This is a genomic window from Pseudomonas sp. nanlin1 (assembly GCF_045571515.1).
Lineage (GTDB): Bacteria > Pseudomonadota > Gammaproteobacteria > Pseudomonadales > Pseudomonadaceae > Aquipseudomonas.
In genome coordinates, this window is sequence record NZ_CP124218.1 from 4,081,908 (window position 1) to 4,102,320 (window position 20,413).

General features: G+C 60.3%; 25 protein-coding genes, 1 tRNA gene and 1 pseudogene. 6 read left to right on the top strand and 21 right to left on the bottom strand.

Annotation, left to right across the window (positions count from 1 at the left end):
* Nucleotides 1–91: 91 nt before the first annotated feature.
* Entirely contained in the window at nucleotides 92–1,288 is a 1,197-nt protein-coding gene (locus QCL65_RS18730; protein WP_407311347.1) for an amino acid aminotransferase, read from the top strand.
* A gap of 66 nt (nucleotides 1,289–1,354) precedes the next feature.
* Nucleotides 1,355–1,430: transfer RNA gene (locus tag QCL65_RS18735), tRNA-Asn, on the top strand.
* Between the two features lie 86 nt (nucleotides 1,431–1,516).
* Here QCL65_RS18735 and QCL65_RS18740 read toward each other — a convergent pair.
* The gene (locus QCL65_RS18740; protein WP_407311349.1) at nucleotides 1,517–1,972 is read right to left on the bottom strand and encodes a DUF2442 domain-containing protein; all 456 of its coding nucleotides are present in this window, start codon (nucleotides 1,970–1,972) and stop codon (nucleotides 1,517–1,519) included.
* Nucleotides 1,960–2,191, bottom strand: a pseudogene (locus QCL65_RS18745) (DUF4160 domain-containing protein). The gene QCL65_RS18740 and the pseudogene QCL65_RS18745 overlap by 13 nt, the downstream one beginning before the upstream one ends.
* 185 nt (nucleotides 2,192–2,376) lie before the next feature.
* On the opposite strand from QCL65_RS18745, the gene QCL65_RS18750 reads away from it, so the two are divergent.
* Complete coding sequence (locus QCL65_RS18750) at nucleotides 2,377–2,847, top strand: antitoxin Xre/MbcA/ParS toxin-binding domain-containing protein (protein WP_407311351.1); 471 nt, start codon at nucleotides 2,377–2,379, stop codon at nucleotides 2,845–2,847.
* Nucleotides 2,844–3,329, top strand: coding sequence for an RES family NAD+ phosphorylase (locus QCL65_RS18755; protein ID WP_407311353.1), 486 nt, complete (start codon nucleotides 2,844–2,846; stop codon nucleotides 3,327–3,329). Before QCL65_RS18750 ends, QCL65_RS18755 begins: the two co-directional genes overlap by 4 nt.
* Here QCL65_RS18755 and QCL65_RS18760 read toward each other — a convergent pair.
* From QCL65_RS18760 to QCL65_RS18770, 3 genes are all read right to left on the bottom strand, one after another.
* Nucleotides 3,326–3,883 (bottom strand): DUF1285 domain-containing protein, encoded by a 558-nt coding sequence (locus QCL65_RS18760; RefSeq protein WP_407311355.1) that lies wholly within the window; start codon nucleotides 3,881–3,883, stop codon nucleotides 3,326–3,328. The genes QCL65_RS18755 and QCL65_RS18760 overlap by 4 nt on opposite strands.
* 9 nt (nucleotides 3,884–3,892) lie before the next feature.
* Entirely contained in the window at nucleotides 3,893–4,495 is a 603-nt protein-coding gene (locus QCL65_RS18765) for a DUF4823 domain-containing protein (RefSeq protein ID WP_407311357.1), read from the bottom strand.
* A gap of 86 nt (nucleotides 4,496–4,581) precedes the next feature.
* A complete protein-coding gene (locus tag QCL65_RS18770) occupies nucleotides 4,582–5,220 on the bottom strand; it encodes a TetR/AcrR family transcriptional regulator (protein ID WP_407311359.1) in 639 nt (212 codons plus the stop codon).
* Between the two features lie 71 nt (nucleotides 5,221–5,291).
* On the opposite strand from QCL65_RS18770, the gene QCL65_RS18775 reads away from it, so the two are divergent.
* Entirely contained in the window at nucleotides 5,292–6,425 is a 1,134-nt protein-coding gene (locus QCL65_RS18775) for an aminotransferase class V-fold PLP-dependent enzyme (protein ID WP_407311361.1), read from the top strand.
* 204 nt (nucleotides 6,426–6,629) lie between these two features.
* Here QCL65_RS18775 and QCL65_RS18780 read toward each other — a convergent pair whose 3' ends face one another.
* From QCL65_RS18780 to QCL65_RS18840, 13 genes are all read right to left on the bottom strand, one after another.
* The gene (locus QCL65_RS18780; protein ID WP_407311363.1) at nucleotides 6,630–7,415 is read right to left on the bottom strand and encodes a TatD family hydrolase; all 786 of its coding nucleotides are present in this window, start codon (nucleotides 7,413–7,415) and stop codon (nucleotides 6,630–6,632) included.
* Nucleotides 7,416–7,426: 11 nt separating this feature from the next.
* Nucleotides 7,427–7,783 carry a PilZ domain-containing protein gene (locus tag QCL65_RS18785; protein ID WP_407311365.1) on the bottom strand — a complete coding sequence of 119 codons (357 nt, stop codon included), beginning with the start codon at nucleotides 7,781–7,783 and terminating at the stop codon, nucleotides 7,427–7,429.
* A 17-nt stretch (nucleotides 7,784–7,800) separates the two neighbouring features.
* Nucleotides 7,801–8,787, bottom strand: coding sequence for a DNA polymerase III subunit delta' (locus QCL65_RS18790; protein WP_407311367.1), 987 nt, complete (start codon nucleotides 8,785–8,787; stop codon nucleotides 7,801–7,803).
* A complete protein-coding gene (gene tmk / locus QCL65_RS18795) occupies nucleotides 8,780–9,412 on the bottom strand; it encodes a dTMP kinase (RefSeq protein WP_407311369.1) in 633 nt (210 codons plus the stop codon). The genes QCL65_RS18790 and tmk overlap by 8 nt, the downstream gene beginning before the upstream one ends.
* A 19-nt stretch (nucleotides 9,413–9,431) precedes the next feature.
* Nucleotides 9,432–10,529 (bottom strand): endolytic transglycosylase MltG, encoded by a 1,098-nt coding sequence (gene mltG / locus QCL65_RS18800; protein WP_407311371.1) that lies wholly within the window; start codon nucleotides 10,527–10,529, stop codon nucleotides 9,432–9,434.
* Nucleotides 10,530–10,532: 3 nt separating this feature from the next.
* Nucleotides 10,533–11,348 carry an aminodeoxychorismate lyase gene (gene pabC, locus QCL65_RS18805; RefSeq protein ID WP_407311373.1) on the bottom strand — a complete coding sequence of 272 codons (816 nt, stop codon included), beginning with the start codon at nucleotides 11,346–11,348 and terminating at the stop codon, nucleotides 10,533–10,535.
* On the bottom strand, nucleotides 11,348–12,592 hold the full coding sequence (gene fabF / locus QCL65_RS18810) for a beta-ketoacyl-ACP synthase II (protein WP_407311375.1): 1,245 nt from the start codon (nucleotides 12,590–12,592) through the stop codon (nucleotides 11,348–11,350). Before fabF ends, pabC begins: the two co-directional genes overlap by 1 nt.
* A gap of 113 nt (nucleotides 12,593–12,705) precedes the next feature.
* Nucleotides 12,706–12,942: an acyl carrier protein gene (gene acpP / locus QCL65_RS18815; RefSeq protein WP_407311377.1), complete on the bottom strand. Its 237-nt coding sequence runs from the start codon at nucleotides 12,940–12,942 to the stop codon at nucleotides 12,706–12,708.
* A 197-nt stretch (nucleotides 12,943–13,139) separates the two neighbouring features.
* Nucleotides 13,140–13,880, bottom strand: coding sequence for a 3-oxoacyl-ACP reductase FabG (fabG, locus tag QCL65_RS18820; protein ID WP_407311379.1), 741 nt, complete (start codon nucleotides 13,878–13,880; stop codon nucleotides 13,140–13,142).
* 17 nt (nucleotides 13,881–13,897) lie between these two features.
* Nucleotides 13,898–14,836 carry an ACP S-malonyltransferase gene (gene fabD, locus QCL65_RS18825; RefSeq protein WP_407311381.1) on the bottom strand — a complete coding sequence of 313 codons (939 nt, stop codon included), beginning with the start codon at nucleotides 14,834–14,836 and terminating at the stop codon, nucleotides 13,898–13,900.
* Nucleotides 14,837–14,964: 128 nt separating this feature from the next.
* Nucleotides 14,965–15,975, bottom strand: a complete 1,011-nt coding sequence (gene plsX / locus QCL65_RS18830; RefSeq protein ID WP_407311383.1) for a phosphate acyltransferase PlsX — start codon at nucleotides 15,973–15,975, stop codon at nucleotides 14,965–14,967.
* Nucleotides 15,976–15,978: 3 nt separating this feature from the next.
* The gene (rpmF, locus tag QCL65_RS18835; RefSeq protein WP_003179396.1) at nucleotides 15,979–16,161 is read right to left on the bottom strand and encodes a 50S ribosomal protein L32; all 183 of its coding nucleotides are present in this window, start codon (nucleotides 16,159–16,161) and stop codon (nucleotides 15,979–15,981) included.
* A 13-nt stretch (nucleotides 16,162–16,174) separates the two neighbouring features.
* Complete coding sequence (locus QCL65_RS18840) at nucleotides 16,175–16,702, bottom strand: YceD family protein (protein ID WP_407311406.1); 528 nt, start codon at nucleotides 16,700–16,702, stop codon at nucleotides 16,175–16,177.
* Between the two features lie 95 nt (nucleotides 16,703–16,797).
* Between QCL65_RS18840 and QCL65_RS18845 the strand changes: the two genes are divergently transcribed.
* On the top strand, nucleotides 16,798–17,376 hold the full coding sequence (locus tag QCL65_RS18845; RefSeq protein WP_407311408.1) for a Maf family protein: 579 nt from the start codon (nucleotides 16,798–16,800) through the stop codon (nucleotides 17,374–17,376).
* A gap of 38 nt (nucleotides 17,377–17,414) precedes the next feature.
* Here QCL65_RS18845 and QCL65_RS18850 read toward each other — a convergent pair whose 3' ends face one another.
* The 3 genes from QCL65_RS18850 to rluC are packed head-to-tail and all read right to left on the bottom strand — an operon-like array spanning nucleotide 17,415 to nucleotide 20,037.
* Nucleotides 17,415–18,407, bottom strand: coding sequence for a S49 family peptidase (locus QCL65_RS18850; protein ID WP_407316927.1), 993 nt, complete (start codon nucleotides 18,405–18,407; stop codon nucleotides 17,415–17,417).
* 21 nt (nucleotides 18,408–18,428) lie between these two features.
* Nucleotides 18,429–19,091 carry an HAD-IIIA family hydrolase gene (locus QCL65_RS18855; protein WP_407311410.1) on the bottom strand — a complete coding sequence of 221 codons (663 nt, stop codon included), beginning with the start codon at nucleotides 19,089–19,091 and terminating at the stop codon, nucleotides 18,429–18,431.
* The gene (gene rluC, locus QCL65_RS18860) at nucleotides 19,081–20,037 is read right to left on the bottom strand and encodes a 23S rRNA pseudouridine(955/2504/2580) synthase RluC (protein WP_407311412.1); all 957 of its coding nucleotides are present in this window, start codon (nucleotides 20,035–20,037) and stop codon (nucleotides 19,081–19,083) included. The genes QCL65_RS18855 and rluC overlap by 11 nt, the downstream gene beginning before the upstream one ends.
* Nucleotides 20,038–20,413: the final 376 nt, after the last annotated feature.

A 20,413-nucleotide genomic window follows, 5' to 3' on the forward strand; every position in this document is an offset into this window, starting at 1 on the left:
TCTATACTGACTCCCCGCCTGCGCAACGTTTTGCTGTGGTCCGCCGCCACGTTGCGCGCCCTTTCACTCCTCCATCAGAGCCCTGGTAAACATGAGCCTGTTTTCTGCTGTCGAATTGGCACCCCGCGATCCCATTCTTGGCCTCAACGAGGCGTTCAACGCCGACACCCGGACCAATAAGGTGAACCTGGGCGTCGGCGTCTATTGCAACGAAGAAGGGAAGATTCCGCTTCTGCGTGCCGTGATCGAAGCCGAGGCGGCCCGCGTGGCCCAACACGCCGCCCGTGGTTACCTGCCGATCGACGGCATCGCCGCCTACGACCAAGCCGTACAAAAACTGCTGCTGGGTAATGACTCGCCACTGATCGACAGCGGCCGGGTTATCACTGTCCAGGCGGTCGGCGGCACTGGCGCACTAAAAATCGGTGCTGACTTCATCAAACAGATTTCCCCCAATGCCCTCGTCGCCATCAGCGACCCGAGTTGGGAGAACCACCGCGCGCTGTTCGAGAACGCCGGTTTCCCGGTGCAGAACTACCGCTACTATGATGCGACCAGCCACGACGTTAACCGTTCCGGCATGCTTGCAGACCTCAACGCCCTGCCCGCCGGTTCCATCGTGGTGCTGCACGCCTGCTGCCACAACCCGACCGGCGTGGATCTGACCGCCGATGACTGGCAAAACGTGCTCGAAGTGGTCAAAGCCAAGGGCCTGATCCCCTTCCTCGACATGGCCTACCAGGGCTTCGGTGACGGCATCGAAGAGGACGCCGCCGCAGTGCGCCTGTTCGCCGAGTCCGGGTTGACCTGCTTCGTTTCCAGCTCGTTCTCCAAGTCGTTCTCGCTGTACGGCGAACGTGTAGGTGCGCTGTCGATCATCACCGAGTCCAAGGAGCAAGGCGCCCGCGTACTGTCCCAGGTCAAACGGGTGATCCGCACCAACTACTCGAACCCACCGACCCATGGCGCGAGCATTGTCGCCGCCGTACTCAATAGCCCTACCCTGCGAGCTCAGTGGGAAGCCGAGCTGGCTGAAATGCGCCTGCGCATTCGCGAGATGCGCCTGCAGATGGTCGAGCGCCTGGCGCAACACGGCGCTGAGCAAGACTTCAGTTTCGTGGCCCGCCAGCGCGGCATGTTCTCTTACTCCGGCCTCAACGCCCAACAAGCTCAGCGCCTGCGTAGCGAATTCGGCATCTACGCCCTGGACACCGGGCGCATCTGCGTGGCCGCGCTCAACCACAACAACCTCGACGCCGTGACCCAGGCCATCGTCAAGGTGCTGTAAGGGTTCCAAGGGAGTCACCCATAAGGGTTGACTTCCCCTTAGCAATCAGTAACATACGCAGCAGATTCCGCGATAGCTCAGTTGGTAGAGCAAATGACTGTTAATCATTGGGTCCCTGGTTCGAGTCCAGGTCGTGGAGCCACATTAGGTTGTAGAGAAGGTTTTTTGATTCTCTAGAACACTCGAAAAAACCCGCCTTTTGGCGGTTTTTTTCGTTTTGCGACTGCTCTAGGCTGCAGCCTGCCCCTCTAGGGCCTCCCAACCAAGGCAAGCCAAAGCCAATGTGCGGGGTACAACTTCGCGGCCGCTACTATAGCGGCTGATGCTTCGCGCACTGACCCCTAGAGCGTGCGCGGCCTGGTCCAATGTCATTCGGTGCCGCAAACGCCAGCGTATAAACAATCGTGTATTTTCGTCAGATGCCGCTTGCGCCAACGCTTCAAGAAAAAGCGTATCGGCACCGATCTGAATATCAAGCGCCGGCCATTCAACCGTCCAACCGCCGTCGCCTAGGCTTGCGGCTTTAAATGCGGCAGCATTGCTCAAAGGTCTAAGACCGGGATAAGTCTTGAGATCCTGGGCCATGTCCAAAACGAGCTGCTGGCCATTGGTAAATGTCATTTCAAGCCGAGCACCGGGCTTGGCCCGTACGGCTTTTAGGCGAGGTCGTTTCATCGATGCCATTTTTTCCACTCCCTTAGTAACTCGGCCTGATTGGCGGTGATCCACGCCATGGCCTCTTTCAATACAGCTGCAGGTGCCCTACCACCAGTAACCTCTATAGTCTCCAAGCTAATTGCGACATCTATACCACCCCCCTGTGAGGTGAACATGCGGGGGAAGATGGTCTCTTTCGCGTAATTCAATACGGTACTTTTCTCTAAATCTATATTCGGTAGACATTTAATAATGTATAGCCAAATTGGCGATACAGCAAGAGGTTCTCTACTCACCGGACTAGCCCTAAGAAGGCCCGTACCCAGAAAAATCATTTTCCTACAAAACTTCAAGCTCCAAACCTGCAACCCAATTGGCAACCCCCGACATTTGACGCTATGCTAACGCCAAATGTCGCAGGAGCCCCACCCATGAGTGCAACTCTTCAGGCAGTCACGCCCCCTGCCCAACCGGATCGCAAACCCACCGAGGTACTGCTGCGAGGTCGCAAGGGCGATACCCCTTTGTCGATTATCGAGTACACCCTGGAAGGTTTTGACCTCAGTGACGTTCGCGACATGCTCTCCACCTCGGCGCTGTACATGGAGCATGGGCTGGTTCAGCGCATCACTGGTAAGTCCGTGCGGACTGTGCAGCGCCTGGCCAAAGCGGTCAAACCGATCCGGCTCAATCAGCAGCAAAGCACGGTGGCATTTCAATATGCGCAAACGCTGGAGCACGCCACCCAGGTCCTTGGCAGCCAGGCGCTGGCCGAAGACTGGTTGAAAAAACCCTGCAAATACCTGGACGGTCATGTGCCCCTGGACCTGATCGACAACGCGCTGGGTTACCAGGTGGTCGAGGACTATCTCACCCGCATGGAGCATGGGGTTTACCAGTGAACCCTCTGCCCTGGAGCGGTAAATGGCACGCCTGGCGCCTCGACCGGGAGGCTCATCGGGGCACGTGGGACAGTGGCATCGGCGCCCAAACGTGCGGCGGTCGTTGGAACCCGCCTGGGCGGCGGGTGGTGTATGCGTCGGCTGACCCTTCTACCGCGATTCTAGAAGTCGCCGTGCACAGCGGGTTCGCTACCCTCGATTGCGTGCCCTATGTGCTGACCTGCTTCGAGGTACTGGCACCGGAAACGATCAAGGTGATCCAGCCAGAAGACGTGCCCAACCCGAACTGGCTTATCCCGGCGCTACCCTCGAGTAATCAACAGCGGTTCGCTGATGAGTTATTGGCCCAACATCCGTTCGTGCTGATTCCTTCGGCCGTCAGCCACCACTCGTGGAACCTGCTGATCAGCTGTGATCTGGCCACCGATCAATATTCGCTGGTGTCCCAGGAGCGCTTTGGTTTGGATACGCGCTTAACCTAACCCTCGGGATCTGGCGCGATGGGAAAAAACACACCGCCGCTCCATACCCCTAGCCATGGCTGCCCTTCAACTTCGCGGGTGACCGCCAGTTCGACCAGTTGGTAGAACACATTGCGGTGGATCAGCGCATCCAGTTCGCTGCGAACGTGGACATAGGGCGAAGGCTCGTCGGTATTGGGGTCGAGTTCGACGCGAAGGGGGTGCTCGGGGCCAGCCTCTACGGTGTCTTCAACATTGGTCATAAACACCAGCGACTGCCCTGCGCCCTCGCCGCGCACTTGCAGCGTCACGGCGACAAAGGGAGCATCGTCAACGCGGATACCGACCTTTTCCACCGGGGTGACCAAGAAATAGTCATCCCCCTCGCGCCGCATGATGGTCGAGAACAGCCTGACCATCGGTTTGCGGCCAATCGGCGTGCCCAGGTAATACCAGGTGCCGTCGCGGGCGATGCGCATGTCGATATCGCCACAGAACGCTGGATTCCAACTGTGCACCGGCGGCAAGCCGCGCGCGCCAGAGGGAATTTGCGCGAGCAGGTTGTCGACAGTCATGGTCACTCCTTAGCGAGAAAAGCCCAACAAGCTACGAGCGTAGTCCTGCAGCGGTGGCCCGAGCAAGTCTTCGGGCTTGTTATCGTACAGCGTCAGCAATCCGCCGCGGCTGCGGATGGTCGCGGTATCGATCAAATAGCGGGTGCCGGTTTCGATCAACATTAATTGCACCACGCCGGAGTCCACCCCTAAACGGTCGACTGCTTCCTGGTCCGCCCATTCGTCGGTGGTGCCAATGCGGTCATCGGCCCGCGCGAAGCGGGTGTACAGCAGGTAGTGCGCACCCGCCGAACGCGCTTCGCTCAACGCCTGCTCCAGGCCAAGTGGCGCTTGGGCACGGCGTACCAGAGGGAAGTACTGAATGAACCCGCGGAAGGCTTCCTCCGCCACGACATTAGGCCGCGGGTAGGCGCCACCCGGCGGCATAAAGGCGCCCTGGCCAATGTAGATGAAGGAGTCAGGCTGTAGGCGGAAGTTGTTAACGCGACGGGTTTCGCTGTGGTTCAGCACGCCAGCATCGCTAAGTTGGGAGCGGGCGGTATCGCCCATATCACTGATGCTCATGCAGCCGCTAAGCGACAGCAGGGCGAGCCACAAAACCAGATTACGCATCTTCCCTCCAGATACCGGTGACGGAAAACCGGCGAATAGTCGCCTAATGCAGCTTTTGCGCCAGTCTGGTCAAAGGAGGGGAAGGATCAGTGGCTGGAAGCCTCAGGGTCGCGCTTGCGCTTGTTGCCCATTCGCACGCCGATGTCCATGAGGAACTGGAAAAAACCTTCCTGGTCTTCCAGGACATTGCTCCAGAACGGCGAGTGATACAGCGCCACGGCACCATGTACTAAGGCCCATGCCGCACAGTAATGGAAGTAAGGCGGGACATCTTCGAGCTTGCCTTCGTCGATGCGCCCCTTGATGAGGTCGGTCAACCGCTCGAAGTTGGATGCACGGATACTATGCAACTGCTCGACCAGCTCCGGCACTTGGTTGCCTTTGACGACCTTTTCTTCAAGGCGGTCGAATAGCCGATAGCGCTGCGGGTCGCGCATGCGGAATTCAAAATAGGCGCGCGACAAGGCCTCTTGGTCGCGGTCGATATCGGCAGAATGCAGAAGCTCATTCAGGTCACGCTCGTAGTCGAGCATCAGGCGCAGATAGATCTCCGCTTTGGACTTGAAATGCTTGTAGATCGTACCTTTGCCGATACCTACGGTGTCAGCGATCATCTCGACAGTGACGCTGTCTTCACCCTGCTCTAGAAACAACTTGAGGGCGGTATCGAGGATTTCTTGCTCGCGACGACGAAATTCACGGACCTTGCGAGGTTCTTTTTGCATAAAAAGGTCTAGGTCAATACCGAAGCCCGTTATTATGCCTAACTTGCGCCAAAATGCACGGATCATCCTACATGTCTATATTTCGTGACGAATTTCCTCAATCTCCTGGTCTTTGCTACCTCAACCACGCAGCTGTTGCCCCATGGCCTCGCCGGGCGACGGTGGCGGTGCAACGATTTGCCGACGAAAACCTCAGCCTGGGTGCCAGCCGCTATCTGGAATGGATGAAGGTCGAAACACGCTTGCGCGAGCGCCTCATGCGCCTGATCAACGCGCCATCGGTGGACGATATCGCGCTGTTGAAAAACACTTCCGAGGCCCTGTCGTTCGTGGCCAGCGGCTTGACTTGGGCGCCCGGCGACCAGATCGTCATCAGCGACGAAGAGTTTCCGTCCAACCGTATCGTGTGGGAGGCCCTCAGCGCACAGGGGGTCGAGCTGGTGCAGGTCAGCATCGCTGGCAGCGACCCTGAAGCCGCACTATTGGAGGCCTGCGGCCCACGCACCCGACTTATGGCAATCAGTGCCGTGCAATACGCCAGCGGCCTGCGTCTGGACCTTGCACGGCTCGGGCAAGGCTGCAAAGCCCGTGACGTGCTTTTTTGTATCGATGCGATTCAGCAATTGGGCGCCCTGCCCTTCGATGTCCAAGCCTATGACTGTGACTTTGCCATGGCCGACGGCCATAAATGGCTGCTCGCCCCAGAAGGCCTGGCGCTGTTCTACTGCCGAGCCGAGCTGCGGCCTCAGTTGAAACTGACCGAGTACGGCTGGCACATGGTCGAGCATATGGGCGACTACAACCGTTCGGATTGGCAACCGGCCCAGAGCGCACGGCGTTTTGAATGCGGCAGCCCGAATATGCTCGCCGTCATGGCCCTGGAGGCCAGCCTGTCGCTGTTCGAGGACATCGGCATGGCGCAAGTCAGCGAGCTTATTCTGCAACGCATTGACTGGCTGCGCGAAGGGCTGGCCGCCATTCCCGGGGTCAAACTGCACAGCCCGCAGGACCCGGCACGCCGCTCCGGCATTCTGTGCTTCAGTATTGCCGGTAAAGACCACAAGGCGGTTTGGGAACAGCTGATGAGCCACCGGGTCATCTGCATTCCCCGTGGCCCTGGCTTACGTTTCTCGCCGCACTTCTACACCGAGCGAGCGGTGATCGATGAGGCATTGCGCCAGGTCAGGTTGATTGCCATGCAATGAGCGATCAGCAGTCGCCCACGTATTCCAAATCTGTTTAAAAAACCAGCAATTGTCACTGGAAGACGCCTGGGCATAGCCAATACTTAGAGTATCGACCCGGCATCCCCCCAAGTGCCAGGCCGGTAAAGGTGCAGGGATAGCACCTTTTACTCCTAATGGTCTTGGCCCGGATTCCGCCCCCAGAAGCCGGGTTTTTTTTGCCTGTCAGCCGGCCACATGGGCTTGCGGGAACAAGCGCTTGAAGTTGGCTGTGGTCTGTTCGGCGAAGCGCTCCATGGGCTCGCCGCGCAACTGGGCGAGAAACTCGGCCACCTCGCGCACGTACTCAGGCAGGTTGGGCTTACCACGGTGAGGGATGGGCGCCAGGTAGGGGGAATCGGTCTCGACCAATAAACGGTCGGCGGGCACCTGCCGCGCCACCTCTCGCAGCGCCTCGGCATTGCGAAAGGTGACGATCCCCGAGAGCGAGATATAAAAGCCCAGGTCTAGCGCTGCCTTGGCCATGTCCCAGTCCTCGGTAAAGCAATGCAGTACGCCAGCACTGGCCAGCTGCGCCTCGCGCAGTAGCGCCAAGGTGTCGGCACGCGCGCCGCGGGTATGCACCACCACTGGCTTGCCGGTGATTTGCGCGGCTTCCAGGTGCAGGCGAAAGGAGGCCTGCTGGACCTCGGCCGCTTCCGGCTCGTAGTGGTAATCCAAGCCGGTTTCGCCGATGGCCACCACACGCGGATGGTCCAACTCGCGCAGCAACCACTCGAGCGCCGGCGGCTTGCCGGGGGCAACGTCCAGCGGGTGGATACCGACCGAGCAATCGACATCGGCATAACGTTCGGCCAACTGCTTGACCGCTGCCGCGTTATCGGCGCTCACACCGATGCACAGAAAGTGCCCGACGCCTTTGCTGCGCGCCGCTTCCAGGGCGGCATCCAGGGAGCCACCATGGGCGGCCAGGTCAAGGCGATCGAGGTGGCAATGGGAATCTACAAGCATGGGGCAAACAACTACATGGTATGGGTGGGGCGGTCGGACTTGAGGGCTCCGGCCAAATAGGTTTCGATCTTGTTACGCGCGGTATTGTCGCCGTCGTTGAACTGCACGCCCACCCCCGCAGCTCGGTTGCCCTGAGCGCCTTTGGGGGTGATCCAGGCGACCCGGCCGGCCACAGGAATTTTTTCGGGCTCGTCCATGAGGTTGAGCAACATGAACAACTCGTCGCCCAGCTTGTAGCTGCGCGCGGTGGGGATAAACAGCCCGCCGTTCTTGATGAATGGCATATAAGCGGCATACAGCACCGATTTGTCCTTGATGGTCAGGGACAAAATACCGTTGCGCGGGCCGGGACTGACTGGTTGATTCATTCGTACTCCTTCAGGGATCAGGCCTGGCCAGGCAAGGCTGCCCAGGACACGAGAAACGCCTCGAGTAACAATTCACGATTCAGGTTGCCCTTGGCCAATACCTTCTGGCGTTGCGCTAGCACCCAGTCCTGAATTTGCAGCACCTTGCCCTGCGCGCTTTTCTGCGCCAGGTACTGGATGACTTTGCGCATATCGCTCAAGCCTAATCCGTCCTCGTCCTGAGTCAACTGATAACGCAAGATCAAACTCGACCAGTCACAGAACCAGTCGAACAACAATAACAGAGGAATGGTTTTCCAGCTCTCGGCCAATTGCGTCGGCGTCTGCTGGCCCTTGAGCAATTTTTTCACCCCTTCGACCACCTGCGCTCGCTGCTCGCGCACGCCCTGGGCGTGCAAGGTGACCGCCGCCAGTGGCGAGCCCGCCGCCAACGCGAGTAATTCCTCGCGCTCAGGTTCGGTGCTGTCGGGCATGGCCGCCGCTAGCCACTGCAGGCTGATCGCCCAACCCGGCAACGGGCAAGCCTGCTGAACGCAGCGGCTTTTCAGGGTGGGTAACAAGCGGCTGGGTTGATGGCTGACTAGCAGCAGCACGGTATCGCCCGACGGCTCTTCAAGGCTCTTGAGCAAAGCGTTGGCGGCATTGATGTTCATGGCCTCTACGGGCTCGATCAACACCACCTTGCGCCCGGCCAACTGCGCGGTCTGCACCACGAAACTGACCAAGTCGCGAACCTGATCGACCTTGATCGCCTTATCGGCCTCTTCCGGCTCCAGCACATAGTTATCAGGGTGACTGCCCGCAGCCAACAACCGACAGCCTTTACATTCGCCGCAGGCCGCCCACTCAGCGGGCCGCTGGCACAACAACAAGGCCATTAGCCGCTCGGCCAGCGCTCGCTTGCCGATGCCTTTGGGGCCGTGCAGCAAATAGGCATGGGCATGCTGTTGGCGCCCCGCCATCTGTTGCCACAACCCCTCTTGCCAGGGGTAGGCCTCAGCCACGGGCCAGGCCCAGCAGCTCGGGGAGCAGGCCATCCAGCGCCCGTTGCACCTGCACCAGCGGCTGCGCGGCGTCGACGATGCGGTAGCGTTGCGGCTCGGCGCCTGCACGGGCCAGGTAAGCGCTGCGGACCCCATCGAAGAAAGCCCGGCCTTCCTGCTCGAAGCGATCCAACCGGCCACGGGCCGACGCCCTGGCCAGGCCGACTTCCACGGGCAGGTCGAAGATCAGGGTCAGGTCTGGCCGCAAGTCGCCCTGGACAAATTCTTCCAGGGCGCCAATGCGCGCCACGGACAGGCCGCGGCCGCCGCCCTGGTAGGCATAGGTGGCATCGGTAAAGCGATCGCACAGCACCACCGCGCCGCGCTCTAGCGCCGGGCGGATGACCCGGGCCAAGTGCTGCGCTCGGGCAGCGAAGACCAGCAGTAGTTCGGTATCGGCATGCATGACTTCATCGCAGGGAGCCAGCAGCAGCTCGCGGATACCCTCGGCCAGGGGCGTACCGCCCGGTTCACGGGTCAGTACGACGTCTAGCCCGGCGGCTCGCAGCTGCTCGGCCAGGTATTCGCGGTTGGTGCTTTTACCTGCACCCTCCGGGCCTTCCAGGGTGATGAATAGACCGCTCACACGTTGTCCTTGATAGTTGTCATTGAGCCTTGGGCTCGGTGCTTTGCTCGATCGCTGTACCGGTACCCTGTGCCGGCGCTGGCATGGGCGCAGGGCTGGAACGGTAATCGGCGCGGCGTTTGAGTTGATATTCGCGCACGGCGTCGTTATGGGCGTCCAGGTCATCGGAAAACACATGGCTACCATCGCCGCGGGCGACGAAGTAGAGGCTGGTGCCCGGCTCAGGGTTGAGTGCGGCGTGGATGGCTTCACGGCCAACCATGGCGATAGGCGTGGGCGGCAGCCCGGCGATGACATAGGTGTTGTAAGGAGTCGCTTCGCGCAAGGCGGCGCGGGTCAGCTTGCCGGTGTAGCGCTCGCCCATGCCGTAGATCACGGTGGGGTCGGTCTGCAACAACATGCCGCTCTGCAAACGGCGCACGAACACCCCAGCGATCTGCCCACGCTCCTCTGGCACACCGGTTTCCTTTTCTACCAGCGACGCCATGGTCAAGGCTTCGTAGGGATCCTTGTAGGGGGCCTCTTTGGAGCGCGCCTGCCACTCTTTGGCGAGTACGTCCTCGAGCCGGTCGTAGGCCTGCCCGAGCAGATCGGCGTCGGTCATGCCGCGCACGTACTTGTAGGTATCAGGGAAGAAGCGACCCTCGGGGAATACATCGGCGTGGCCCAGCTTGGCCATGACCTCTGCATCGCTGAGGCCGGCCAGGGTCTGTTTGAGTTTTTCCTGCTTGGCCAAGGCAGCACGGACTTGGCGGAAGTTCCAGCCCTCGACCAGGGTCAGGCTGTACTGCACCACTTCCCCGCGCTGCCACAAGTCCAGCAGGTCGGTCATGCGCATGCCCGGCGTAAGGCGGTATTCGCCGGTGTGCAGGGGTTGCCCGGCCTTATTGAAGCGCCAATACAAGCGCAGCCAAAAGGCATCGTTGGCGGTACCGTCGGCTTGCAGGCGGTTGAACACGCCTGTAGGCGTTGAGCCCAGCGGGACATCGAGCAATTGCTCGGCGTTGATATTCAGGGGTTGATTGACCGCGCTGTACATTTTCCAGGCCGCGAAGCCTGCGATCAACGCGGCCAGGAGCAAGCCGGTGCGCACTAGCCACAATAATTTACGTATCACGTATCAAGCATCCAATAGGCCGCTGGCAATGCCCTGCAGTTTACGGGTCACGGGCCCGGCCGACCAGTTCAGTCGCGCGAATCTTCGCACCGGCCAAACCCCGTAGACACTGTTGCACACAAACACTTCTTCGGCGGCTTCCAGATCGGCAGGCCAGAGGTCGCACACGCGTGTCTGCAGCCCAAGCTGTGCCGCCTGCGCCAAGAGCTCGGCGCGCATGACTCCGGCTACCCCGCTGCGGCTCAGATCAGCGGTGAGCAAGCGACCTTCGCGAACCATGAACAGGTTGCTGTACACCCCTTCTATGAGGCGCCCGGAAACATCCAGCAGCAAACCTTCAGCGAACCTGGGGTCGGCCCACTCACTACGCGCCAACACCTGCTCCAGCCGGTTCAAGTGTTTCAGGCCTGCCAGCAAAGGCTGCTCAGCGAGCCGAGTGACGCAGGGATAGAGCTCGATACCTTCAAGGGCGTGGCCGGGCGGGTAAGGTGCGGGAGCGCTGCCTTGAAGAATTCGCCGAGCCGGGCTGGCCGGATCCGGCGCGTAACCGCGCGGGCTGTCGCCGCGGGTCACGATCAATTTGACCACTCCTTCCCGCAGCGCTGCCGCATAGGCGAGAATTTCAGCCTGTGCGGTAGCGCCATCCAACTCGATAGATAGCCGCTGGCAGCCGTGCATCAAGCGCTGCAGGTGGCGCTCCAGCAAGCGTGGCCGCCCTGCCCTGACCGCGATGGTTTCAAACACACCATCGCCGTAGGCCAGGCCGCGGTTGTTCGGCGCCAGGGCGCTGGCCGGGCGCCCGTCAACCCAGGGCTGCATCAGCCGGCGAACCGGCGAAACACCAGGGAGCCGTTGGTACCACCGAAACCAAACGAGTTGGACAGCACCACATCGATGGGCATGCTACGTGCCTTATGGGGCACGAAGTCGAGGTCGCAGCCTTCATCGGGCTCGTCCAGGTTGATGGTGGGAGGGGCTATCTGGCTGTTGATCGCCAGCACACTGAAGATGGCCTCGACCGCACCGGCAGCGCCCAGCAGGTGCCCCGTCATCGACTTGGTCGAACTGACGGCCAGCTTGTAAGCATGTTCGCCGAACACGGTTTTGATGGCCGACACTTCGGCCAGGTCACCTGCCGAGGTGGAGGTGCCGTGGGCGTTGATGTACTGGACCTGGTCGGGGCTTACACCGGCATCGCGCAGCGCATTGACCATGCAGCGCGCCGCGCCGGCACCGTCTTCGGGCGGCGAGGTCATGTGGTAGGCGTCGCCGCTGGTACCAAACCCGATCAACTCGGCATAGATGGTCGCGCCGCGGGCCTGGGCGTGTTCCAACTCTTCGAGCACCAAGGCACCGGCACCGTCGGACAAGACGAAGCCATCCCGGCCTTTGTCCCAGGGCCGACTCGCGCGGGCAGGTTCGTCGTTACGCGTCGACAGTGCTCGCGCAGCACCGAAACCACCCATGCCCAGGCCGCAGGCGGCCATCTCGGCACCGCCGGCGATCATCACGTCGGCGTCGCCATAGGCAATGTTACGCGCCGCCATGCCAATGCAGTGGGTGCCGGTGGTACAGGCCGTGGCGATAGCGTAGTTGGGCCCTTGTACACCGAGGTGTATGGAGAGAAACCCGGAAATCATATTGATGATGGAGCCCGGCACGAAGAACGGCGATATACGCCGAGGCCCCGTTTCATGGAGGGTCCGGCAGGTTTCTTCGATATTGGTCAAACCGCCGATGCCTGAACCCATCGCCACGCCAATGCGCTCGCGATTGGCATCGGTGACTTCTAGCCCGGCATTGCGCACCGCCTGGAAGCCCGCGGCCAGGCCGTACTGAATAAACAGGTCGAGCTTGCGCGCCTCTTTCAGAGACAGGTACTGCTCTACATCAAAGCCTTTGACCGAGCCACCAAAGCGGGTGGAATAGGCCGACAGGTCGGTATGCTCAATGGGGGCAATACCACTACGACCTTGCAAGACCCCTTCCCAACTGCTCGGCACGTCAGTGCCCAGCGGCGACAGCATCCCCATACCAGTGACTACGACGCGTCTACGCGACACAGCACTCTCCTTCTTCTAAGAACGACGCTTGCGCCTGCTTGCTGCGCAAAGAAAAAACCGCACGCCAGTAACGGCAGTGCGGTTTTTCCACGCAAGAAGCGGCGATTACAATCTTAAGCCTGGTGGCTAGTGACGTAGTCGATAGCTGCTTGAACGGTAGTGATCTTCTCGGCTTCTTCGTCAGGAATCTCGGTTTCGAATTCCTCTTCCAGAGCCATCACCAGCTCAACGGTGTCAAGGGAATCGGCACCCAGATCTTCTACGAAGGAAGCGGAGTTGGTCACTTCATCTTCCTTAACGCCCAGTTGCTCGGCAACGATTTTCTTGACGCGTTCTTCGATGGTGCTCATACCTTGTTTTCACTCCTAATGGACATATGTCAGGCAGCTGGCCAGTGCGTAAGTTTATAGGAAGCACTCGGCTTTTCAAGCTCAAAGCGTCTTCCCGATGCTACCGCTTGCCCGCTACCCGGAATCTGGTTGCAGCTTTATAACGGATTTTAGACTGCTCGTAGGACATTTTTTTGCAGCGAGCCGTCACATTCCGCTTACATGTACATGCCGCCATTAACCGGAATTGTAGCCCCGGTTACGTATGCTGCACCTTCAGAAGCCAGAAAAGCGACCACTTTCGCGATCTCTTCGGCCTGGCCCAGCCGCCCCAAAGGTATCTGGGTCAGCAACGCATCGCGCTGCGCTTCAGGCAGTTCGCGCGTCATATCCGTGTCGATAAAACCAGGCGCTACGGCATTGACCGTAATCGCCCGCGAGCCGACTTCGCGCGCCAGTGCCCGGCTGAAACCTTCCAGCCCTGCCTTGGCGGCGGCATAGTTTACTTGACCGGCGTTGCCCATGGCACCCACAACCGAACCAATATTGATAATCCGCCCCCACCGGGCCTTGCTCATGTCGCGCAAAAGCCCGCGCGACAGGCGATAAAGGCTGGTCAGGTTAGTGTCGATGACGTCATGCCATTCGTCATCTTTCATCCGCAGCATCAAATTGTCGCGGGTGATCCCGGCATTATTGACCAGAATCGTGGGCACACCGAACTGCGCCTTGATGGCTTCCAGGACGGCCTTGACCGACTCGTCGCTGCAGACATTCAGCTCCAGGCCGCTGCCTTCGATGCCATGCTCTTTGAGGGTAGCGGCGATGCGCTCGGCACCTGCGGCCGAAGTGGCCGTGCCGATTACCGTGGCGCCTTGGCGCCCCAATTCCAGGGCGATTGCCTGGCCGATGCCACGACTGGCGCCAGTAACCAGCGCTACTTTACCTTGCAGACTCATGCAAGTTTCTCCTTAGATCAGGCCAGCGCCGCGCGGGCGGCGGCGAAGGCATCCGGGGTATCCAGATTGTGGGTGTTGACGCCTGCGGCGCAACGCTTATTCAAACCCGAGAGCACTTTGCCCGGGCCACACTCGACCAGCTCGGTGGCGCCGTTGGCGGCCAGGCACGCCACGCTCTCGACCCACCGCACCGGCATATAAAGCTGGGCCAGCAGGTCGCGCTTGAGGGTATCCAATTCGGCCACGACCATGGCGCTGACGTTCTGCACCAGCATGATTTGTGGCGGTTGCCAGTCGATCGCTTCGATGTTCTGGGCAAACTGCTCAGCGGCCGGGCGCATCAGCTCACAATGGGACGGCACGCTGACCGGCAAGGGTAGTGCACGCTTGGCGCCCAACGCCTTGCAAGCCACGATGGCGCGGTCTACGGCAGCTTTGCTACCCGCGATGACCACCTGCCCAGGCGAGTTGAAGTTCACCGCACTGACCACCTCACCCTCAGCGGCTTCGGCACAGGCCGCCACCACCTGGGCGTCTTCCAGGCCCAGAATCGCGGCCATGGCGCCTTGGCCCGCAGGCACTGCCTGCTGCATCAACTGGCCACGGCGCTCTACCAGGCGTACGGCGTCGGCCAGTGTCAGGCTCTGTGCAGCGACCAATGCGCTGTACTCGCCAAGGCTGTGCCCGGCGACAAAGGCTGGAGTGGTGCCGCCTTCGGCCAGCCACAAACGCCAGAGGGCGATGGAGGCGGTCAGAATGGCTGGCTGGGTCTTGTCGGTCTGGTTGAGCAACTCCGCCGGGCCTTGCTGGGTCAGGGCCCAGAGGTCGTAGCCGAGCGCCGCGGAGGCTTCGGCAAAGGTGTCGATCACCAGCGAGTGCTGCTGGCCCTGCTGAGCCAGCATGCCCAGGGCTTGGGAACCTTGCCCTGGAAAGACGAATGCGAGGGATGCAGACATAGAACAAACCCTTAATTGTGCGTGCCGTCGATGATTTGGCGCCCGAAGAAGTCGAGCAGAAAAAACTGACAATTGGATGACGAATGAAACTGGGCGGTCACATTGTAAGCATTCATGGGCCGATATGCCTAAGGCAAAAGCCCGTTGAGGCGCACCTGTAGCCGCTCTGCCAGGTTTTCCCGGCTGTCGATACGCGCCCGGCGTATGGCGCTCTGAAAGCCCTCCACGCCCGCCGCGCCATGGCTCTTGATCACCACACCCTGCAACCCTAGCAGGCTGGCACCATTGTGCTTGGCGGGCGCCAGGTCGTTCTGCAGACGGCGCATTAATGGCAGGGCCAAAGCCCCCACCAGGCGGGACGCCAGGCCTTGGCGAAAGAGCCCGTCGATCCGCTCGGCGATCATGGTCGCCAGGCCCTCGCTGGATTTGAGCAAAATATTGCCGACAAACCCATCGCACACCACCACGTCGGCTTCCCCCCGGTAGACCCCATCACCTTCGATAAAACCTATGTAGTTCAACCCGGCACAACCCTGCAGCAAGGCAGCGGCGGCTTTGACCTGCTGGTTGCCCTTGATCTCTTCACTGCCCACGTTCAACAGTGCCACCCGCGGCTCTTGCAGGCCCAAGGTCTCTGCCGCCACCGTGCCCATCAAGGCAAACTGGAGCAGTTGCTCGGCGCTGCAGTCGACATTGGCGCCGAGGTCCAGCAGTTGGCAAAAGCCACGCTGGGTGGGCAACGCCGCGACCATCGCGGGCCGATCGATACCGGGCACGGTTTTGAGCACCAAACGCGACAGGGCCATCAGCGCCCCGGTATTACCCGCGCTGACCACTGCCTGCACCGCACCATCACGCAACAACTGCAACGCCACGCGCATGGAGGCATCCGGCTTGCCACGTAACACTTGGGAAGGTTTGTCGCCCATGCCGATGACTTCGCTGGCCGCTGCAATGTGCAGGCGCGCGCGATCGGCCCCGGGGTGGCTGGCAATCAGTGCTTCAAGAAGTGAGGGTTGACCGACGAGGGTCAGGTGCAGCGAGGGGTCTTCCAACAGGCAAGCGAGGCTGGCCTGAACAATGTGGCGGGGACCGAAGTCCCCACCCATTGCATCAATCGCGATGGACTGAGCGGACAAGATTTACTCGTCAGCGCCCTTGTCGATCACTTTACGGCCACGGTATACGCCTTCTGGCGATACGTGGTGACGCAGGTGAACTTCACCAGTGGTCTTTTCCACGGACAGGGTGCTAGCCTCGAGGGCGTCGTGCGAACGGCGCATGTCGCGGGCAGAGCGGGATTTTTTGTTCTGCTGAACAGCCATAATTGATTAACTCCTAAACGTTTGGGTCACGCTTTAACTGCGCCAATACACTGAACGGGTTGGACCGCGTTACCTCGTCCTCGCTCGGTTCGGGCTCATTAGCGCCCGCCGGCTGCTGGCATTCTTCCGGATGATGAGCAGGCACGATGGGCAAGGCGAGCAAAAGCTCCTCCTCGATCAAAGCCTGCAGATCCAAAGGATCTTCGCCCACTTCCAGCACGTCATAACCTTTCGGTAACGACTGGGTATTCGCACCCTCCTTCACCACGGCATAACTGCACTCGCTGTGGATAGGCAGGGTGACCAGCTCAAGACAACGCTGGCAAACCATTTTGACTTCGACGTCCAGAAAACTGTGGATGACCACAGACTTGCGTTCGTCTCGCTCGAAAATGAATTTGACCTGCACCGTACCGACGTCGTCGGAAAGCGGGTCGCAGAGTCTCGCCAAGTCGGCTAACGGCAGCTCACCCTCAAGGGTTACGCCACGATCGGCCAATTTGCGCGGGTCAACGTGAGGTGGAATCGGGTCATTCAACATAGGCGCAGCATTCTAGGGATGCCCCCCGTGGCTGTCAAAGGAAATTGCGCCTTTACAGGGTGTTAGACTCACCGTTCATCTTAAGGGAGCCCCGCATGCCCACTCTGCTACTCGCCTCCAGCTCGCCCTACCGCCGCCAATTGCTCGAGCGCCTGCTTTTGCCCTTCGACTGCGCCAGCCCGGATATCGACGAAACCGCCCTGCCCGGCGAAGCGCCTGCCGCCCTGGTAATGCGCCTGGCCGAGGCCAAGGCGCGGGCATTGGCCGGCTCCCATGGGGCCCAGTTGATCATCGGCTCGGACCAAGTGGCCGTGCTCGGCGAGCGCATTCTGGGCAAGCCCCACGACTTCGAGCGGGCCCGCGAACAGTTGTTGGCCGCCAGCGGCCAGCGCGTGACCTTCCTTACCGGCCTGGCCCTGCTCAACAGTGCCAACGGGCGCTGTCAGGTCGACGTGGTGCCGTTCAGCGTGCAAATGCGCACCCTAAGCCAAACGACAATCGAGCGCTATCTGCGGGCGGAACAGCCTTACGACTGTGCCGGTAGTTTCAAGGCCGAGGGGCTGGGGGTGAGTTTGTTTCAATCCACCGCTGGGCCGGATGCTACCAGCCTGGTGGGGTTGCCGCTTATCCGCCTGGTGGACATGTTGCTGGCAGAAGGTTGTGAGGTGCCATAAGCCGAGACCAGCCGCTGGCACTTCAACCTGAGTTCAAGCTATCGCAGCACCGGCCCGCTGAAGCCCATCCACATGGCGATCCGGTCGGCCACGCTGGCGCCGATTTTTTTCGAAAAGCGGTCGAATGCCGATTCTTCGGTGGTGAAGTCCATCAACTCTTTCTGGCCGATGACATCACGGGCCACCGAAGCCGCGCTCCCCAAGCCGTCGATCAAGCCCAACTGCAGCGCCTGCTCGCCCGACCAAATCAAGCCGGAGAACAGCTCTGGATGCTCTTTATCTTTCAAGCGCTCGCCTCGGCCCTGACGAACGCTGGCGATGAATTGCTGGTGGGTGGTGCCGAGGACACTTTGCCAGAAGCGGGTTTCGTCTTCTTTTTGCGGCTGGAAGGGGTCTAGGAACGACTTGTGTTCGCCAGCGGTATAGGTACGGCGCTCTACACCTAATTTGTCCATGGCGCCGACAAAACCGTAGCCCGACGCGGTCACGCCGATGGAGCCCACCAGGCTGGCTTTATCAGCGTAGATCTGGTCCGCTGCACTGGCGATGTAATAAGCCCCCGAGGCGCCGAGGTCGGAAATCACCGCATACAGCTTGGTGTCTGGGTGTAGCGCGCGCAGGCGACGAATTTCATCGTACACGTAGCCTGACTGCACCGGGCTGCCGCCTGGGCTATTAATGCGCAGGATCACGCCTTTGACGCTGGTATCTTCGAAAGCCGTATTCAAACTGTCGATGATATTTTCTGCGCTGGCCGCTTCTTTGTCGGCGATCACGCCGCGAATGTCGATCACCGCCGTGTAGCCTCCACTGGTGGCGGTGCCCTTCTCCAGCTTCATCAACGGCGTGAACAATGCCGCGAAGATCAGGATAAACGTCAGGCATTTAAAGAAGATCCCCCAGCGTCGAGCCCGACGCTGCTCCTGCACACTGGCCAGGAGGGTTTTTTCCAGCAGCTTCCAGCTTTTTTCGTCGACCACCGTGACGGCTTCGTCATCGCTGGCCCGTGGCGCTTTCCATTGATCCGACATCATTCACCTTCCCGGCAACTATTAAAGGGCCCGGCCACTTAGCCAGGCCTGCAATTGTGAAAAATGCTCGATTGCCAGGCGCGGCCCGAAGGCCCGCAGCGCTTGCAAGGGCACCGCACCGTAGCCCACCGCCACCGATGCCATACCGGCATTGCTGGCCATTTCCAAGTCGAACGAGGAGTCCCCCACCATCAAAGCGCGCGCCGCGCCCACTTGGCAATGCGCCATAATCTGCTCAAGCATTAATGGGTGAGGTTTGCTCAGGGTTTCGTCGGCAGCGCGGGCGATGTCGAAAAAGTCACTCCAGCCATGGGCCGCAAGCACCCGGTCCAGCCCGCGCCGCGACTTACCGGTGGCCACTGCCAGGCGATAACCCTCGGCGCGAAAACTTTCGAGGGCTTCGCGCACGCCAGGAAACAACGGCGAAGGCTCAGCCTCCAGCGCCATATAATGGTCGGCATAGTGCTGACGAAACTGCAGCAACTGGGTGTCGTCGATACTGGGGTGCAAAGTGCGAATGGCTTCCGGCAAGCCAAGACCGATAATCCCTTTCACGGCCTCATCGTCACGCGGCAAAAAGCCGCTGGCGCGCGCCGCGGCTTGCATTGAATCGACGATACGGCCGATGGAGTCGGCCAGCGTCCCGTCCCAGTCGAAGATCAGTAGATCGTAGTCAGGATGCACTCAGGCGCTCCACGGTCCGGGCCCAAGCCTCGTCCACCGGCGCCTCGACCTTGAGCTGGCTGCCATCGGGCAGCGGCACGGTCAGGGCGTAGGCGTGCAGAAACAAGCGTTTGCCACCCAGTTCACGAATCTCGCGGGAGAACTCCTCATCCCCGTACTTGCTGTCGCCAGCGATACAGTGCCCGGCGTGCAACGCATGTACGCGGATCTGGTGGGTGCGGCCGGTGATGGGACGTGCTTCGACCAGGGTGGCGAAATCATTGAAGCGCCGCAGCACCTTGAACAGGGTGAGCGCTTCTTTACCTTCCTCATTGACCTCGACCATGCGCTCGCCAGAACGCAGATTACTCTTGAGCAGTGGCGCATTGACCTGCTTCTGGGCGGTTTCCCAGCGCCCACGCACCAGGGCCATATAGCGTTTGTCGACCCCATCACCGCGCAGAGCGGCATGCAAGTGCCGCAACATGCTGCGCTTTTTGGCGATCATCAACAGGCCCGAGGTATCGCGGTCGAGGCGGTGCACCAGCTCCAGCTCTTTGGCGTCCGGGCGCATCTGCCGGAAGGCTTCGATCACCCCGAAGTTCAGGCCACTGCCGCCGTGCACTGCGATCCCGGCCGGCTTGTTCAACACAATCAGGGCTTTATCTTCGAAGACAATTGCCGCTTCCAGGCGCTGCAACAGGCCCTGGGCCACCGGCACCGGCTCGTCGCGCTCAGGCAGACGCACCGGCGGCACACGAATGATGTCGCCGGCCTGTAACTTGTACTCAGGCTTGATTCTGCCCTTATTCACCCGCACTTCGCCCTTACGCAGGATGCGGTAGATTAAGGTCTTGGGCACACCCTTGAGCGCAGTGAAGAGAAAGTTGTCGATGCGTTGGCCGGCAAGTTCCGGGGCAACCTCGATCAGCTGGACGCCGGAGGTTGGAGGGGCAATAGTCGTCATGTCGGCGATGATAACAATTTTTATGGATTTGAAGCACTTAATGATTACTGCTATAGTCGCGAACGCCGCCAAAAGCGGCTGGGCAGCGGACAAGCGGTGATTAACCGGCCCTGACCCACGCAATTCTAGAGGACGCGAGGCCGTCCGACGGGGCTTTTGCCAGTTTGCGAAGTGTTTGAAAGCGTTATCGGCGCAGAAGCGAGAAGACCGTTGAAAGAGCCTAAAGCGCGCAGGTGCGCTGCTTTATTAAAGTCTTTTTTCAGATGCCACTCCTCCTGGTGCGGACGTAAACAAGCAGTTCGGGGCGAAAGCTTCGGAAACATGAAGCCTTAGTAATGATACTGATGCGTGGGTTCCCAGAACTGGAACTCACGAT

Bases quoted from the DNA above. Each gene is read 5' to 3' on its own strand.
- QCL65_RS18730 (WP_407311347.1), top strand. From the start codon at position 92: ATGAGCCTGTTTTCTGCTGTCGAATTGGCACCCCGCGATCCCATTCTT.
- QCL65_RS18740 (WP_407311349.1), bottom strand. From the start codon at position 1,972: ATGGCATCGATGAAACGACCTCGCCTAAAAGCCGTACGGGCCAAGCCC.
- QCL65_RS18750 (WP_407311351.1), top strand. From the start codon at position 2,377: ATGAGTGCAACTCTTCAGGCAGTCACGCCCCCTGCCCAACCGGATCGC.
- QCL65_RS18760 (WP_407311355.1), bottom strand. From the start codon at position 3,883: ATGACTGTCGACAACCTGCTCGCGCAAATTCCCTCTGGCGCGCGCGGC.
- QCL65_RS18765 (WP_407311357.1), bottom strand. From the start codon at position 4,495: ATGCGTAATCTGGTTTTGTGGCTCGCCCTGCTGTCGCTTAGCGGCTGC.
- QCL65_RS18770 (WP_407311359.1), bottom strand. From the start codon at position 5,220: ATGCAAAAAGAACCTCGCAAGGTCCGTGAATTTCGTCGTCGCGAGCAA.
- QCL65_RS18775 (WP_407311361.1), top strand. From the start codon at position 5,292: ATGTCTATATTTCGTGACGAATTTCCTCAATCTCCTGGTCTTTGCTAC.
- QCL65_RS18780 (WP_407311363.1), bottom strand. From the start codon at position 7,415: ATGCTTGTAGATTCCCATTGCCACCTCGATCGCCTTGACCTGGCCGCC.
- QCL65_RS18785 (WP_407311365.1), bottom strand. From the start codon at position 7,783: ATGAATCAACCAGTCAGTCCCGGCCCGCGCAACGGTATTTTGTCCCTG.
- pabC (WP_407311373.1), bottom strand. From the start codon at position 11,348: ATGCAGCCCTGGGTTGACGGGCGCCCGGCCAGCGCCCTGGCGCCGAAC.
- acpP (WP_407311377.1), bottom strand. From the start codon at position 12,942: ATGAGCACCATCGAAGAACGCGTCAAGAAAATCGTTGCCGAGCAACTG.
- fabG (WP_407311379.1), bottom strand. From the start codon at position 13,880: ATGAGTCTGCAAGGTAAAGTAGCGCTGGTTACTGGCGCCAGTCGTGGC.
- fabD (WP_407311381.1), bottom strand. From the start codon at position 14,836: ATGTCTGCATCCCTCGCATTCGTCTTTCCAGGGCAAGGTTCCCAAGCC.
- rpmF (WP_003179396.1), bottom strand. From the start codon at position 16,161: ATGGCTGTTCAGCAGAACAAAAAATCCCGCTCTGCCCGCGACATGCGC.
- QCL65_RS18840 (WP_407311406.1), bottom strand. From the start codon at position 16,702: ATGTTGAATGACCCGATTCCACCTCACGTTGACCCGCGCAAATTGGCC.
- QCL65_RS18845 (WP_407311408.1), top strand. From the start codon at position 16,798: ATGCCCACTCTGCTACTCGCCTCCAGCTCGCCCTACCGCCGCCAATTG.
- QCL65_RS18850 (WP_407316927.1), bottom strand. From the start codon at position 18,407: ATGTCGGATCAATGGAAAGCGCCACGGGCCAGCGATGACGAAGCCGTC.
- rluC (WP_407311412.1), bottom strand. From the start codon at position 20,037: ATGACGACTATTGCCCCTCCAACCTCCGGCGTCCAGCTGATCGAGGTT.